The sequence below is a fragment of the Streptomyces sp. JNUCC 63 genome (assembly GCF_054366325.1).
In genome coordinates this window covers 3,319,262-3,333,747 of sequence record NZ_CM135963.1, presented here as the reverse complement: position 1 = coordinate 3,333,747, position 14,486 = coordinate 3,319,262, and the positions used below count along the sequence as shown (strand labels likewise).

Here is a 14,486-nt window from a genome sequence, read left to right as displayed (position 1 = left end):
CTCTGAGTGGGTGACCACCAGAGGACGTGACGGATCGGGGAACTCCATGCGCACCTTCTCCCGAAGGGGAATACTCGGCCTCGGCGCGGGCGCCGCGGCCACCGTCGGGCTTGCGGGCTGCGGCAGCCTCAAGTCGTCGGACGGGCCGAGCCGCACCGACGGTTCCTGGGGCGCGAGCACGCCCAGTGCGACACCCTCCGCACGCCCCATCGGCGACGGCTCGACCTCCTTCACCGGCAGGCAGCCGCGCCAGCCCGCCAAGCCGGTCCCGCTGGAGCCGGGTCAGACCCCGCCGCAGTTCGTCATCTTCTCCTGGGACGGAGCCGGCGAGGTCGGCAACGGCCTGTTCCCCCGCTTCCTGGACCTCGCCAAGCAGCACGACGCCCACATGACCTTCTTCCTCTCCGGCCTCTACCTGCTGCCCGAGTCGAAGAAGCGCCTGTACGACCCGCCGAACAACCCGCGCGGCGCCTCCGACATCGGCTATCTGACCGACGACCACATCAAGGCCACCCTCGCCGGCCTCCGCCGCGCCTGGCTCGAGGGCCACGAGATCGGCACCCACTTCAACGGCCACTTCTGCTCCGGCAGCGGGACGGTCGCCAACTGGACGCCCAAGCAGTGGCGCAGCGAGATCGACCAGGCCAAGAGCTTCGTGAAGCAGTGGAGGACCAACTCCGGCTGGACCGACCTGCCCGCCCTGCCCTTCGACTACGACAAGGAGCTCGTCGGCGGCCGCACCCCCTGCCTGCTCGGCCAGAACCAGTTGCTGCCCACCGCCCGCGAGCTCGGCTGGCGCTACGACGCCTCCTCGCCCGGCGGCCGTCAGGTGTGGCCGGAGAAGCGGCTGGGGATCTGGGACCTGCCGTTGCAGCAGATACCCTTCCCCGGCCGCAGGTTCGAGGTCCTCTCGATGGACTACAACATGCTCGCCAACCAGTCGGTCAACTCCACCAAGGCCCCCGCCCACAACTACCCCGGCTGGCGCGAGCAGTCGGCGCAGGCCTACATCCAGGGCTTCGAGCGGGCGTACGAGACGAACCGGGCGCCCTTCTTCATAGGCAACCACTTCGAACAGTGGAACGGCGGCATCTACATGGACGCCGTCGAGGAGGCCTTCAAGCACATCGCGCGGGAGAAGGAGAAGGGCGAGGACGTGCGCCTGGTCTCCTTCAGGCAGTTCGTCGACTGGATGGACGTACAGAGGCCGGAGGTGCTCGCCAAGCTGCGCACCCTCGAGGTCGGGCAGCGGCCGGCCGGGGGCTGGGCGGAGTTCCTGAAGGACGCCGGCAGTACCGGGACCCAGGGCGCGGAGGGTACGCCGGACGCGGCCTGAGATGCGGTTTTCCGGCCGCCAGGGGGGTGGGCAAGATCCCCGGAAGGGGCATGCGAAACTTTTCACATGAGTGCCGTCAGTCGCGCCCCCCAGTGCTCGAACCGGGCGAACCGTACGTCCCGTCCGCACCGCACGTGCCCGAGCCGCGTCCGCCGCCGCGCCGCCCTGCTCGCCGCCGGGACCGCCGTCGCCGCACTCACCCTGTCCGCGTGCGGGTCCGGGGGCACCTCCGGCGGCTCGGGCAACACCAACTTCATCACCGGCTCCGACGGCATCGCGACCGTGAAGAAGGACGAGCGCAAGCCCGCCCCCGACCTGTCCGGCGAGACGCTCGACGGCAAGCATCTGGACATGACCGCCTACAAGGGCAAGGTCGTCGTCCTCAACGTCTGGGGCTCCTGGTGCGCGCCCTGCCGCGCCGAGGCGCCCAACCTGGTGAAGGTGGCCAAGGACACCGCCGCCAAGGACGTGCAGTTCGTCGGCATCAACACCCGCGACACCAGCACCCAGCCGGCCGTCGCGTTCGAGAAGCAGTACCAGGTGCCGTACCCGAGCCTGTACGACCCGACGGGCAAGCTCATGCTCCGCTTCCAGAAGGGCACCCTCAACCCGCAGGCCATTCCGAGCACGATCGTCATCGACCGGGACGGGAAGATCGCCGCGCGCGCCCTGCAGGCGCTCAGCGAGGAGAAGCTGCGCAAGATGCTCGACCCGGTCGTCGCGGAGAAGTGAGCCGCCGTGCTACTGGCCGCAGCCACTGATTCCAACCAGACGGTGTTCAGCGGAGCCCTGCTGCTCGCGCTGCCCATCGCCCTGCTCGGCGGGCTCGTCTCCTTCTTCTCCCCGTGCGTCCTGCCGCTCGTCCCCGGCTACCTGTCGTATGTGACGGGCGTCACCGGCACCGACCTGGCCGAGGCCCGGCGCGGGCGGATGGCCGTCGGTGCCTCGCTCTTCGTGCTCGGCTTCACCGTGGTCTTCGTCTCCGGCGGGGCGCTGTTCGGCTACTTCGGGCAGACCCTGCAGGACTACAAGGACATCCTGTCCAGGGTGCTGGGCGTGCTCATGATCCTCATGGGCGTCTTCTTCATGGGCCTGATGCCCTGGCTGACCCAGCGCGAGTTCCGCTTCCACAAGCGGCCCGCCACCGGCCTGGTGGGCGCACCCGTCCTCGGGGCCCTGTTCGGCGTCGGCTGGACGCCGTGCATCGGCCCCACCCTCGCCTCCGTGGTGGCGCTCTCCTCCAACCAGGCCAGCGCCGGGCGCGGCGCCCTGCTGACCGTCGCCTACTGCGCCGGGCTCGGCATCCCGTTCGTGCTCACCGCGATCGCCTTCCGCAAGGCCCTCGGCGCCTTCGGCTGGGTCAAGCGCCACTATGTCTGGGTGATGCGCATCGGCGGCACGATGATGATCGTGACCGGTGTGCTGCTGCTGACCGGCGCCTGGGACCTGCTGGTGCAGGAGATGCAGACCTGGTCCACCGGCTTCACTGTGGGGATCTGAACATGAGCAAGACACCAGCCGACACGACGGCCGACGAGACCCCGGCCCCGGTGCCCCCCGGTGAGGAGGAGCTGGGCGCCGCCGGCGCCCAGCTGTCCACCGCCCCCGCCGAGACGGCCGTCCCCGGCTCCTTCGGCGGCAACCGCGCCCCCGGCCTGACCGGCTGGCTCACCTGGACCGGCCGCGAGGTCCTCGGCTGGGCCCGCTGGTTCTGGCGGCAGCTGACCTCCATGCGGGTCGCGCTGCTGCTGCTGTTCCTGCTCTCCCTCGGCGCCGTCCCCGGCTCGCTGATCCCGCAGGACGGCACCGACGCGATGAAGGTCGAGGCCTTCAAGGAGTCGCACAGGACACTCGGGCCGATCTACGACAAGCTCGGCCTGTTCCACGTCTACAGCTCGGTGTGGTTCTCCGCGGTCTACATCCTGCTGTTCGTCTCCCTCATCGGCTGCATCGTGCCCCGCACCTGGCAGTTCGTCGGTCAGCTGCGCGGCCGCCCGCCGGGCGCCCCCAAGCGGCTCACCCGGCTGCCCGCGTACGCCGCCTGGCGCACCGCCGCCTCGCCCGAGGAGGTCCGCGGCACCGCGCTGAAGGTGCTCAAGCAGCGCCGCTTCCGCGCCCACCTCGCCGGTGACGCCGTCGCCGCCGAGAAGGGCTACCTGCGCGAGGCCGGCAACCTCGTCTTCCACCTCGCGCTGATCGTGATGCTGGTCGCCTTCGCCTGGGGCCAGTTGTACAAGACCGAGGGCAACAAGCTGATCGTCGAGGGCGACGGCTTCGCCAACACCCTCGTCCAGTACGACGACTTCAAGTCCGGCAACCTCTTCAACGACGACGACCTGGTGCCGTTCAGCTTCAACCTGAAGAAGTTCACCGGCACCTACGAGCGCACCGGCCCGCAGAAGGGAACCCCGCGCATCTACAAGGCGGACGTCGCCTACAGTGTGGGCGCCCACGGCGAGGAGCAGAAGGCCACCATCTCGCCCAACCATCCGCTGCAGGTCGACGACGCCCGGGTGTACCTGGTCAGCCACGGCTACGCCCCGACCGTCACCGTCCGGGACGGCAAGGGCGACGTGGTCTACCAGCAGGCCGTGCCGCTGCTGCCGGTGGACCCCAACGTCACCTCGCAGGGCGCGATCAAGGTGCTCGACGGCTACCGGAACGCCAAGGGCGAGTCCGAGCAGCTCGGCTTCTCCGCGTTCTTCGTGCCGACCTTCGCCGGCGCGGGCAAGGGCACGATGTTCTCCCAGTTCCCCGCGCTGGACTTCCCCGTCCTCGCGCTGACCGGCTTCCACGGCGACCTGGGAATCAACTCGGGCCTCCCGCAGAACGTCTACCAGCTGGACACCAAGAACCCGAAGCTGAAGCAGTTCAAGGACGACAAGGGCGACATCGTCGCGGCCCGGCTGCTGCCCGGCGAGACGATGACGCTGCCGAACGGCGCCGGCTCCATCACCTTCGAGAAGGACATCAAGGAGTGGGCCGGCTTCCAGATCGTCCAGCAGCCCGGCACCGGCTGGGCGCTCACCGGCGCGATCGCCGCGATCGCCGGCCTGGCCGGCTCCCTGTTCATCCAGCGCCGCCGCGTCTGGGTGCGCGCAGTGGAGGGCGCCGACGGCGTGACGGTCGTCGAGATGGCGGGCCTGGGCCGCAGCGAGTCCGCGAAACTCCCCGAGGAGCTCGGCGACCTGGCCGCCCTCGTCCACGACAAGGCACCCGCACAGACCGACGCCGACCCCGACCGGGAGCCGGACGCCGACACCCCCGCACCTGCCGAAGGGGCTGAGAAGAAATGACTCTCGCCGCCACGACCCAGCTGGCCACGGCGACCAACGAAAACCTCGCGAACATCAGCAACACGCTGATCTACTCCGCGATGGCCGTCTACACGCTGGCCTTCTTCGCCTACATCGCCGAATGGCTCTTCGGCAGCCGCAGCAAGGTGGCACGCACGGCCGCCGCGCTGACCGCCGAACCCGGCCGGGCCAAGGCGCAGGGCCCGGCGGTGACGGTGAAGTCGGCCGGAGGCACCGCCGTGCTCGAGCGGCCCGAGGTCGTCGTACGGTCCTCCGCCGGCGCCCGTGACGTACCCGACGGGCCCGGCGCGCACGGCGGCGACGAGCAGGGCGACCTGTACGGCCGGATCGCCGTGTCCCTCAGCGCGCTCGCCTTCCTCATCGAGCTGGGCGGCGTGATCACCCGCGCGGCCTCCGTGCAGCGGGCGCCGTGGGGCAACATGTACGAGTTCAGCATCACCTTCTCCACGGTCGCGGTCGGCGTGTACCTGCTGCTGCTCGCGCTGAAGAAGAACGTGCGCTGGCTCGGCCTGTTCCTGACCACCACGGTCCTGCTCGACCTCGGCCTCGCGGTCACCGTCCTCTACACGGCGAGCGACCAGCTGGTCCCGGCCCTGCAGTCGTACTGGCTCTACATCCACGTCTCCACCGCGATCTTCTGCGGCGCGGTCCTCTACGTCGGCGCGGTCGGCACCCTGCTGTACCTGTTCAAGGACTCGTACGAGAACAAGCTCGTCTCCGGCGGGAAGCCCGGCCGCTTCGCGACCTCCGTCCTGGAACGGCTGCCCGCCTCGGCCTCCCTGGACAAGTTCGCCTACCGCATCAACGCGGCCGTCTTCCCGCTGTGGACGTTCACGATCATCGCGGGCGCCATCTGGGCCGAGTCCGCCTGGGGCCGCTACTGGGGCTGGGACCCCAAGGAGACCTGGTCCTTCATCACCTGGGTCGCCTACGCCTGCTACCTGCACGCCCGCTCCACGGCCGGCTGGAAGGGCCGCAAGGCGGCCTACATCGCGCTCATCGCCTTCGGCTGCTGGCTGTTCAACTACTACGGCGTCAACATCTTCGTGAGCGGCAAGCACTCGTACTCGGGCGTCTGACCGGCCGCTCGGGGACACTGGTGCCATGACCGGATCCATCGAACAGGGCACCAGCCAGACCCACGGGAACACGCACATCCTCGCCTTCCTGGTGCGGCTTCCCCAGCCCATGGAGAAGGTCTGGCCCCAGCTGGCCACACCGGAAGGACTCTCGCGGTGGTTCACCGACGCCGACGAGCTGGAACCCCGGCTCGGCGGCGCGGTGACCCTGCGCGGCATCGGCAGCGGGCGGATCACCGCGTGGGACGTGGACCGGGTCGCCGAGTACACCGTGGAGGGCGGCGGCCGGATCCGCTTCCACCTGGAGCGCCACGGGGAGGACGGCGCCACCCTCCGTTTCACCCATGAGTTCCAGGGCGAGAGGGAGTCGGAGCAGCGCTGGCGGACCCGATTCGAACGCTTGCTCGAACTAACTACGCGCCAATGTCCTCGTTCCACAGATCCGGATGCTTCTCGATGAAGCCCCGCATCAGCTCGACGCACTCCGGATCGTCCAGCACCACGACCTCCACACCGTGCTCCGCGAGCCAGTCGTGCCCGCCCCGGAAGGTGGTCGCCTCACCGACCACGACCCGTGAGATGCCGAACTGGCGCACCAGGCCGCTGCAGTACCAGCAGGGCGAGAGGGTCGTCACCATCGTCGTATCCCGGTAGGAGCGCTGCCGGCCCGCGGCGCGGAACGCGGCCGTCTCCGCGTGTGTGGACGGGTCGTCGTCCTGGACGCGGCGGTTGTGGCCGCGGCCGAGAAGGGTGCCGTCGGCCGCGTAGAGCGCGGCGCCGATGGGGACGCCGCCCTCCGCCAGCCCGGCGCGGGCCTCGGCGAGGGCGGTGGTGAGCCATGAACGTGCCTGTGCCTGATCCAGTGCCTGATCCCGTGCTTGATCCATGCGCACACTGTGCGGGCAGCGCGGCCGCATGGCAACGCCTCCGCACCCACTCGGTACCCTGGCCCGATCATCGCCGCGTGTGCGGCAGTTGGGCCCGGGTGGGTGGGAGGAAACGGTCATGGTTGCTGCTCCGGTTCTGGAGGAGCTGCGGGAGGTCTGCCAGCCGCAGGCGAAGCTGGCGAGCCGCAACGGCGAGCACTGGGCGGGCCGCCTGTACATGCGGAAGATCTCCCTGCGCCTCACCCGGCAGCTGGTGCGCACGCCCGTCACCCCCGACCAGCTGACCTGGACCATGGTGGTGTGCGGGATCGCCTCCGGGGCCGCGCTGCTGGTCCCGGGCCTGACCGGTGCCGTCCTGGCCGTCGTGCTGATGCAGCTCTTCCTGCTCTTCGACTGCGTGGACGGCGAGGTCGCCCGCTGGAAGGGCCAGAACAGCGCGACCGGCATCTACGTCGACCGGCTCGGCGCCTACCTCGCGGACGCCGCCCTGATGGTGGGCGCCGGCTTCCACGCGGCCCGCTCCGGCTTCGGCGGCTGGGTGTCCCTGGGCCTCGCGACCGCCCTCGGCGTGGTCCTGCTGAAGGCCTCCACCGACCTGGTGGACGTGGCCCGCGCCCGGCGCGGCCTGACCGTCGCCGACGACGAGTCGACCCGGCCGCGCTCCCAGGGCGTGGCCACGGTCCGCCGGCTGGCCGCCGCCTTCAAGGTCCACCGCCTGACCAACGGCATCGAGGCGTCCCTGCTCTTCCTCGCCGCGGCGATCGGCGACACGGTCACCGGCGGTACCGAGGTCACCCGCTGGGCCCTGATCGCCCTCGCCGCCATCACCTGGGTGATGGTCCCGGCCCACCTGCTGTCGATCCTGTCGTCGTCCCGGCTGCGCTGAGGCGCTCGGCCGGGGGTCAGCTGTCCTTCGGCTCCTCGCCGTGCTCCTTGCGGCGCAGTTCCTCCTCGCGGCGGCGCAGGTCGGCCTCCCAGTTCTTCAGGAGCTGCTCGTCCTTCTTGTTCTCCTCGGCGAGGGACTTCAGGAACTCGGGGTTGTCGTCCGGGGCGACGTACTGGGCCCGGTGGTTGCGGTGCCACTCCGAGGGCGTACGGCCGTTCGCCGGGGGCCGCCGGTCCTTGCCCGCGGCGAGCCAGACGATCGGGCCGACGACCCAGAAGAGCAGGATGATGAAGACCCAGGCGATCTTGGGCAGATGCTTCGCCTCGTCCTCGGGCGTGTTCAGGCAGTCGATGAACGCGAAGATCGTCAGTGCCAACGGCACGAGGATGGTCAGCACCCTGAGCATGTCGAGAAGTCCCCTGGAAAACGACGGCGGGGCTCTGCGAGACGGCCCCGGTGACGGGGCCAGGGTAGCCCGTGGCCGATACTGGGACGCATGGCTTACGACGATCTTCGCTCCCTGCTCAGGGCGCTGGAGCGCGAGGGCGACCTCAAGCGCATCAAGGCCGAGGTCGACCCGCATCTGGAGGTCGGTGAGATCGTCGACCGAGTGCAGAAGTCCGGCGGCCCCGCCCTCCTCTTCGAGAACGTGAAGGGCTCGGCCATGCCGCTGGCCATGAACGTCTTCGGCACCGACCGGCGCCTGCTGAAGGCCCTCGGCCTGAAGTCGTACGGCGAGATCTCCGACAGGATCGGCGGGCTGCTGCGGCCCGAACTGCCGCAGGGCTTCGTGGGCGTGCGGGAGGCCTTCGGCAAGCTCGGCGCGATGACGCACGTACCGCCGAAGAAGGTGAAGTCGGAGAACGCCCCCGTGCACGAGGTCGTCCTGCACGGCGACGACGTCGACCTCGACCGGCTGCCGGCGCTGTTCACCTGGCCCGAGGACGGCGGCTCCTTCTTCAACCTGGGGCTCACCCACACCAAGGACCCGGAGAGCGGCGTCCGCAACCTGGGCCTGTACCGCCTGCAGCGCCACGACAAGCGCACCATCGGCGTGCACTGGCAGATCCACAAGGACAGCCGCAACCACTACCAGGTGGCGGCGCGGCGGGGCGAGCGGCTGCCGGTGGCCATCGCCTTCGGCTGCCCCCCGGCGGTGACGTACGCCTCGACCGCTCCTCTCCCCGGGGACATCGACGAATACCTGTTCGCCGGTTTCATCGCGGGCAGGCGGATCGAGATGGTCGACTGCAAGACCGTACCGCTGCAGGTCCCGGCGAACGCCGAGGTCGTCCTGGAGGGCTGGCTGGAGCCCGGCGAGATGCTGCCGGAGGGCCCCTTCGGCGACCACACCGGCTTCTACACCCCGCAGGAACCCTTCCCGGCGCTGACCATCGACTGCGTGACGATGCGGAAGCGGCCCCTGCTGCAGTCGATCGTCGTCGGCCGCCCCCCGACGGAGGACGGCCCGCTCGGCCGCGCGACGGAACGCTTCTTCCTCCCCCTGTTGAAGATCATCGTCCCGGACATCGTGGACTACCACCTCCCCGAGGCCGGCGGCTTCCACAACTGCGCGATCGTCTCCATCGACAAGAAGTACCCCAAGCACGCCCAGAAGGTGATGCACGCCATCTGGGGGGCACACATGATGTCGCTGACCAAGCTGATCGTGGTCGTCGACGCCGACTGCGACGTGCACGATCTGCACGAGGTCGCCTGGCGGGCCCTGGGCAACACGGACTACACCCGTGACCTCACGGTCGTGGAAGGCCCCGTCGACCACCTCGACCACGCCTCCTACCAGCAGTTCTGGGGCGGCAAGGCGGGCATCGACGCGACGAAGAAGCTGCCCGAGGAGGGCTACACGCGCGACGGCGGGTGGCCGGAGATGGTGCTGTCCGACCCGGAGACGGCGGCGAAGGTCGACCGCCGCTGGAAGGAGTACGGCCTGTGAGCTCGGCGTCCGCGGCGCTTCCGCAACCGGGGCGCACCAGGGCCTTCCTGCGCCTGGTCATGATCGAGCACTCGATCTTCGCGCTGCCCTTCGCCTACATCGCCTCCCTCACGGCGATGTACGAGTGGGACAGGACCATCCACTGGGGCAGGCTGCTGCTGGTCACGATCTGCATGGTGGGTCTGCGCACGTTCGCCATGGCGGTCAACCGGATCATCGACCGGGAGATCGACGCCCGTAACCCCAGGACCGCGCACCGCGAGCTGGTCACGGGCGCCATGTCCGTCCGCCACGCGTGGACCGGCGCCCTGGTCGCCCTGGTGGTCTTCCTGACGGCGGCGGCCCTGCTGAACCCCCTGTGCCTGGCACTCGCCCCCCTCGCGGTGATCCCGATGGTGGTCTACCCCTACGGCAAGCGGTTCACGAACTTCCCGCAGGCCATCCTGGGCCTGGCCCAGGCGATCGGCCCGGTCGGCGGCTGGCTGGCGATCTCCGGCACCTGGTCCTGGGAGGCGGTGATCCTGGGCCTGGCCGTCGGCATCTGGATCGGCGGCTTCGACCTCATCTACGCCTGCCAGGACGTGGAGACCGACCGCGAGATCGGCGTCAAGTCGGTCCCGGCCCGCTTCGGCATACCGGCCGCCATCCGGTCGGCCCGGGCCTGCCACCTGGTCACCACCGCCCTGTTCGCCTGGTACGCCGTCGCCACCGACGCCGGCGCCTTCTTCTGGCTGGGCCTGCTCATCGTCGCGGGCGCGTTCGTCTACGAGCACACCATCGTCCGCCCGCACGACCTGTCCCGCCTCAACCGGGCGTTCTTCAGCGTCAACGGCTTCATCGGCATCGCGCTGTTCGTGTGCGCGCTGCTGGACCTGCTGGTGCGCGGGCTGACGGTGTAACGCGGGTGCGGAGCGTCGGCGCAGGCAGGGCTACGGCTGTGCTCCGACCCCGAGGACGTCGAGCAGCGCTCGGGTGGCCGGGCTGGGGTTGAACCGGCTCCACGCCAGATACTCGATGCGACGCGGCCCGTCGACCACCGGGACCAGGGCCAGTCCGGGGTCGTCGGCGACCAGTGGCCGGATGAACGCCGACGGCAGCAGCGCGATGCCGAGCCCGCGCGCGATCAGCCGGGTGATCAGTTCGACGACACCGGCTTCGTACGCGACGTCGCGGGTCAGGCCGGCAGCGGCGAACGCCTGGTCGGACTGGGCCCGGCCGGGGGTCCCGCCCGCGAAGTCCACGAACGTCTCCTCGGCGATCTCCCGCAGCGTGACCCGGGAAACGCCCGCGAGCCGGTGCCCGGCCGGCACCACCAGCACGTGCTCGTCGTGATCGAGGACGATGGTTTCCACACCGGACGGCCGTTCGCCCTCCGGCATGCCGAGGAAGGCGATGTCCAGCTCGCCGCTCCGGAGTGCCGCCGCCAGTTCGTCGCTGCGTCCGGAACGGAGGAGGACGCGGACGTCCGGGTGCCGGGCGCGGTACCTCTGCAGCAGTTCGGGTACGTCGACGGCAGCCGTGGTCACGATCACGCCGACGGCGAGCCGGCCGCGTACCACGCCGGTCGCGGCGGCGGCGTCGGTGACCGCGCGGTCCGCGGCGGCCAGGCACTCGCGCGCGCCGACGAGGAACGCCGCTCCGGCGCTGGTCAGCTCGACGCGACGGCTGGACCGGGCGAACAGCTTGACCCCGAGCTCCCGTTCCAGGCCGGCGATCCGGTGACTGAGTGACGACTGCACCACGGAGCAGCGCTCCGCGGCGCGGGTGAAGTTGCGGGTTTCGGCGACGGCGACGACGTATCGCATCTGCTGGAGATCCACACTTCCATCGTGCTGCTTCATGGTTTCCATGACAAGCATGCTTTGCGTTCATGATGGGTTGCTGCCGAGACTTCCTCACATGCATTCCCTGACCGAACGGTCACCGGGCCCGCCGCGGACCTCGTACGCGCAGCAGGCGGCGACCGTCGCACTGACCGCACTCGCTCCCGCGTCCTGGGGCACCACGTACGCCGTGACCACGGAGCTGCTACCGCCCGGGCACCCGCTGTTCGCCGGGCTGATGCGCGCCCTGCCCGCCGGGCTGCTCGCGCTGGCGATCATCCGCGTGCTCCCGCGAGGGGACTGGTGGTGGAAGGCCGCCGTCCTCGGCGTGCTCAACATCGGCGCCTTCTTCCCCCTGTTGTTCCTGGCGGCCGAACGACTCCCCGGCGGTGTCGCCGCCACCCTCGGCGCCGCGCAGCCGCTGCTGGTCGCCGCCCTGGCCATCGCGGTGCTCCATGACCGGCCGACGGCCTGGCGACTGGCCTGGGGGGTGATCGGCGTGGCCGGCGTCGGACTCGTCGTGCTCGGGCCGGGGGCCCGGCTGGACGTCGTCGGGGTGCTCGCCGGCCTCGGCGGTACGGCCACCATGGCCGGCGGGGTCGTCCTCACCAAGCGCTGGGGCCGTCCCCCGGGGGTCGGCCCACTGACCCTGGCCGGCTGGCAACTGACGGCCGGTGGCCTGCTGTTGCTCCCGCTCACCCTCGCGATCGAGGGGGTGCCGCAGCGGATCGGCGCCGGAGCCGTCGGCGGTTATCTGTGGCTCGGCGGCATGGGCGGGCTGATCGCGTACACGCTGTGGTTCCGTGGGATCGGAAAGCTGCCGGTCGGCGCGTCCGCACCACTGGTGCTGCTGTCTCCGCTGGTGGCGGCCGTCGTCGGCGTCGTGCTGGGCGAGTCACTGAGCCTGCCGCAGACCCTCGGCTTCGCCTTCGCCCTCGCCGCCTTGCTCGCCGCGCAGCTCAACCCGCCGAACCCGTCCGGCCGCGTGGCGCGCGGCCTGCCCGCGGCAGATCGCACACGATCCCATCGACGCCCGGCCAGGAGGCACGTATCCCTCTGAAAAGTGGGAGCCTCTCGGCCTCCGGTGTTCACATGCCGCTCATTTGAGTGCGTGAGTGGCATTCACCGGCCGGGTGTTCACCCTTTCAGGAGGGTGGGTGTCCTGAGCCCCCGGGAGATCGCGTCCCGCCGGGCGGTGCGGCCGGTCAGGTACGTGGAGCGCGCGGGTCACCGCGGCGTCGACGCGGCTCGGGGGCCGTCCGTGGCGCTGACGGCAGGCCGGCCGCGCGCGATGTAAGGGCTGTTGTCGCATGGGGCGGCCGAGGTGCGGCTCGCCGGAACGCGTCGAGCAGGGCCGCTTGCACCACGAGGCGGGACACGCTGCCCATATGGACGGCGTGTCCCCTGCGCAGCAGGCTTTCAGCTCCTCGCAACCGACGATCTCCCCGGTCCCGCACTGTGTCTCCAGGAATCTGCGCGTCGGGGCTCGTACGTCAGTCGGTGGCTTCCGCCTCAGCGCGGGCTTTCCGCAGGATTTCGAGGGCGTCGGGGGTGACAAAGGAACCCATGCCCACTTCGGTGTAGACGAGTCCCTCCTTCTTCAGCCCCACGTTCACCTTCCCGGCCGTGGCCGTGGCGATACCGAACTCCTCCACGAGTTGCTGCACCGAGGGAACGCGTCCGCGAGGGGGGTAGGTGCCGTCTTCGATGCGGCTGCGGATGACGGCGGCCACCTGCCGCCAGCGGGGAATGTCGGGCTCGAACTCCATCACTCCTCCATAGTGTGCCTGGCACACTCTTCTTATCCATCTGTAGTTCCCCTAGGTTCCTATAGGACTCTGCCGCTACGCTGGACGCAAGAGACCCCGGCGGCGATGGCACTCGCCCCGGGGCACGGCACCAGCTGACAAGGAGCTGACGCGTGTCCGACCCTATCCCTCCCCTCCTGCCCTGCGCGGCCCTCTTCCTCGCGTCCGTCGCGATCCTGCTGAGCCTGGCCCGTACGGTGCTGTCGGCTCCGGGCGGATCGGTGGTGGGGCGGCACCGGCGCCCCGGGCCGCCCCTGACGTGCCGAAGCCGCGTCCGGCTCCGGCCCTGCTTCCGCCGTACCGAGGTGCCTCTCGCCGGGGAGGCCACCCGGTCTGTCCGCCCCTACGTGGTCGCCGCCGAGCAGGCGGATCGGCGGCAGGAGTTGGAGCTGGCGGCGCTGGGGCTGGACGGGCCCGGCCCGTACGTGATCCATGGGGTGGAGGTCGCATGAGGTTCGTGTCGGCATCCGGTGAGAGTTATGAGCCCCGCCCCTTGCCCTGGTGCGGTGCTGACGGCAAGCCCGCCTACGTCATCGCCGACCCCGCGCGCCCCGGGCCGGTCTCGCGCCGCGCCGACGCGGTGGAGGACGCCCAGCCGGAGATGGCGGGCATCCTGCTGGGGCACGCCCGGCAGTTGGTGGGCGAGGCGGGGCCCGAGGAGCTGCGGCACCTCGTGGTCGAGCTGACGCGGTCGCTCGCCGACGTCCTGCGGATCGCCTGACGGGTGAAGTCCTGAGGAGCAGGATGCACACGGCCGCACGCGTCGGTAGCGTGCGGTCACCCGCAGGAAACGAGGGGAGGCCGGCATGAGTGGCTCGGGTATCCGCCGCCTGCGCTCGCGGCTCGGCGAGCTGGAGGACATGTTTCCCGGCTGGCTGTCGGAGATCGTCGAGGGCGGTGTCGTGCTGTCCCCGGTGCGCCCCATCCACCCCAGCACGATCCAGCGGTTGTGGGTGACGCTCAAAGGACAGTTGGCGCCGGAGTGGGCGCTGGTCAGCGACGTCGCGTTTCCCTTCGACGACGTCAATGAGTTCTGCCCGGACCTCGCGGTCATCCCGGCCTCGGCGGAGGCCGGGAACCGCAGTGCGTACCCGGTCGGCCCGATCGAGTTCGTCGCCGAAGCGGTGTCCCCGGAGAGCATCCGGCGCGACTACGAGATCAAGCCCCGCTGGTACGCCTCCTGCAGCATCGCCAACCACCTGGTTTTCGACCCGCTCCAGGGCCATGCGGTCACGCTGTGGAATCCCGGCCCCGACGGCTACCAGGGCCGGGACACGATTCCGTACGGGCCGGAACTGACCGTCGAATCCCCGCTCGGCAAGCTGACGATCCCCACCGACCGCCTCCCCGTGGACCCGCAGGTGTCCGGCCGGTCCTGAGTTCGGCCCGTCCCGCC

17 protein-coding genes are annotated in these 14,486 nt (G+C 70.4%); 13 read left to right on the top strand and 4 right to left on the bottom strand.

Annotated features, from left to right (window positions below):
- The first annotated feature begins 46 nt into the window (after window positions 1–46).
- The 6 genes from ACX25U_RS15145 to ACX25U_RS15120 all read left to right on the top strand — a co-directional run bounded on the left by ACX25U_RS15145 (window position 47) and on the right by ACX25U_RS15120 (window position 6,192).
- Window positions 47–1,336, top strand: a complete 1,290-nt coding sequence (locus tag ACX25U_RS15145; protein WP_454392409.1) for a hypothetical protein — start codon at window positions 47–49, stop codon at window positions 1,334–1,336.
- Window positions 1,337–1,402: 66 nt separating this feature from the next.
- Entirely contained in the window at window positions 1,403–2,068 is a 666-nt protein-coding gene (locus ACX25U_RS15140; protein WP_454392407.1) for a TlpA family protein disulfide reductase, read from the top strand.
- A 6-nt stretch (window positions 2,069–2,074) separates the two neighbouring features.
- Entirely contained in the window at window positions 2,075–2,836 is a 762-nt protein-coding gene (locus tag ACX25U_RS15135) for a cytochrome c biogenesis CcdA family protein (protein WP_454392405.1), read from the top strand.
- Window positions 2,837–2,838: 2 nt separating this feature from the next.
- Complete coding sequence (resB, locus tag ACX25U_RS15130; RefSeq protein WP_454392403.1) at window positions 2,839–4,632, top strand: cytochrome c biogenesis protein ResB; 1,794 nt, start codon at window positions 2,839–2,841, stop codon at window positions 4,630–4,632.
- Window positions 4,629–5,732 carry a c-type cytochrome biogenesis protein CcsB gene (gene ccsB, locus ACX25U_RS15125; protein WP_454392401.1) on the top strand — a complete coding sequence of 368 codons (1,104 nt, stop codon included), beginning with the start codon at window positions 4,629–4,631 and terminating at the stop codon, window positions 5,730–5,732. Before resB ends, ccsB begins: the two co-directional genes overlap by 4 nt.
- Window positions 5,733–5,757: 25 nt before the next feature.
- On the top strand, window positions 5,758–6,192 hold the full coding sequence (locus tag ACX25U_RS15120) for an SRPBCC domain-containing protein (RefSeq protein WP_454392399.1): 435 nt from the start codon (window positions 5,758–5,760) through the stop codon (window positions 6,190–6,192).
- Here the strand turns inward: ACX25U_RS15120 and ACX25U_RS15115 are convergent.
- Window positions 6,146–6,619: a nucleoside deaminase gene (locus ACX25U_RS15115; RefSeq protein WP_454392397.1), complete on the bottom strand. Its 474-nt coding sequence runs from the start codon at window positions 6,617–6,619 to the stop codon at window positions 6,146–6,148. The genes ACX25U_RS15120 and ACX25U_RS15115 overlap by 47 nt on opposite strands.
- 118 nt (window positions 6,620–6,737) lie before the next feature.
- Between ACX25U_RS15115 and ACX25U_RS15110 the strand changes: the two genes are divergently transcribed.
- Complete coding sequence (locus ACX25U_RS15110) at window positions 6,738–7,505, top strand: CDP-alcohol phosphatidyltransferase family protein (protein WP_454392395.1); 768 nt, start codon at window positions 6,738–6,740, stop codon at window positions 7,503–7,505.
- A 16-nt stretch (window positions 7,506–7,521) separates the two neighbouring features.
- On the opposite strand, the gene ACX25U_RS15105 is transcribed toward ACX25U_RS15110, so the two are convergent.
- Complete coding sequence (locus ACX25U_RS15105) at window positions 7,522–7,911, bottom strand: PLD nuclease N-terminal domain-containing protein (RefSeq protein ID WP_454392393.1); 390 nt, start codon at window positions 7,909–7,911, stop codon at window positions 7,522–7,524.
- A 90-nt stretch (window positions 7,912–8,001) separates the two neighbouring features.
- Between ACX25U_RS15105 and ACX25U_RS15100 the strand changes: the two genes are divergently transcribed.
- Both ACX25U_RS15100 and mqnP read left to right on the top strand, forming a co-directional pair.
- Window positions 8,002–9,459 carry a menaquinone biosynthesis decarboxylase gene (locus tag ACX25U_RS15100; protein ID WP_454392391.1) on the top strand — a complete coding sequence of 486 codons (1,458 nt, stop codon included), beginning with the start codon at window positions 8,002–8,004 and terminating at the stop codon, window positions 9,457–9,459.
- Window positions 9,456–10,358 carry a menaquinone biosynthesis prenyltransferase MqnP gene (gene mqnP, locus ACX25U_RS15095; RefSeq protein ID WP_454392389.1) on the top strand — a complete coding sequence of 301 codons (903 nt, stop codon included), beginning with the start codon at window positions 9,456–9,458 and terminating at the stop codon, window positions 10,356–10,358. The genes ACX25U_RS15100 and mqnP overlap by 4 nt, the downstream gene beginning before the upstream one ends.
- Before the next feature lie 30 nt (window positions 10,359–10,388).
- Here the strand turns inward: mqnP and ACX25U_RS15090 are convergent, their stop codons facing one another.
- Complete coding sequence (locus tag ACX25U_RS15090) at window positions 10,389–11,279, bottom strand: LysR family transcriptional regulator (protein ID WP_454394289.1); 891 nt, start codon at window positions 11,277–11,279, stop codon at window positions 10,389–10,391.
- Between the two features lie 79 nt (window positions 11,280–11,358).
- Between ACX25U_RS15090 and ACX25U_RS15085 the strand changes: the two genes are divergently transcribed.
- Window positions 11,359–12,342 carry an EamA family transporter gene (locus ACX25U_RS15085; RefSeq protein WP_454392387.1) on the top strand — a complete coding sequence of 328 codons (984 nt, stop codon included), beginning with the start codon at window positions 11,359–11,361 and terminating at the stop codon, window positions 12,340–12,342.
- Window positions 12,343–12,775: 433 nt separating this feature from the next.
- Here ACX25U_RS15085 and ACX25U_RS15080 read toward each other — a convergent pair whose 3' ends face one another.
- The gene (locus ACX25U_RS15080) at window positions 12,776–13,051 is read right to left on the bottom strand and encodes a GntR family transcriptional regulator (RefSeq protein ID WP_454392385.1); all 276 of its coding nucleotides are present in this window, start codon (window positions 13,049–13,051) and stop codon (window positions 12,776–12,778) included.
- Window positions 13,052–13,203: 152 nt separating this feature from the next.
- Here ACX25U_RS15080 and ACX25U_RS15075 point away from each other — a divergent pair, with 152 nt between their 5' ends.
- From ACX25U_RS15075 to ACX25U_RS15065, 3 genes are all read left to right on the top strand, one after another.
- Window positions 13,204–13,542: a hypothetical protein gene (locus tag ACX25U_RS15075; protein WP_454392383.1), complete on the top strand. Its 339-nt coding sequence runs from the start codon at window positions 13,204–13,206 to the stop codon at window positions 13,540–13,542.
- Window positions 13,539–13,811, top strand: coding sequence for a hypothetical protein (locus ACX25U_RS15070; protein ID WP_454392381.1), 273 nt, complete (start codon window positions 13,539–13,541; stop codon window positions 13,809–13,811). The genes ACX25U_RS15075 and ACX25U_RS15070 overlap by 4 nt, the downstream gene beginning before the upstream one ends.
- Window positions 13,812–13,896: 85 nt before the next feature.
- Window positions 13,897–14,469 carry a Uma2 family endonuclease gene (locus ACX25U_RS15065; protein WP_454392379.1) on the top strand — a complete coding sequence of 191 codons (573 nt, stop codon included), beginning with the start codon at window positions 13,897–13,899 and terminating at the stop codon, window positions 14,467–14,469.
- Window positions 14,470–14,486 lie beyond the last annotated feature (17 nt).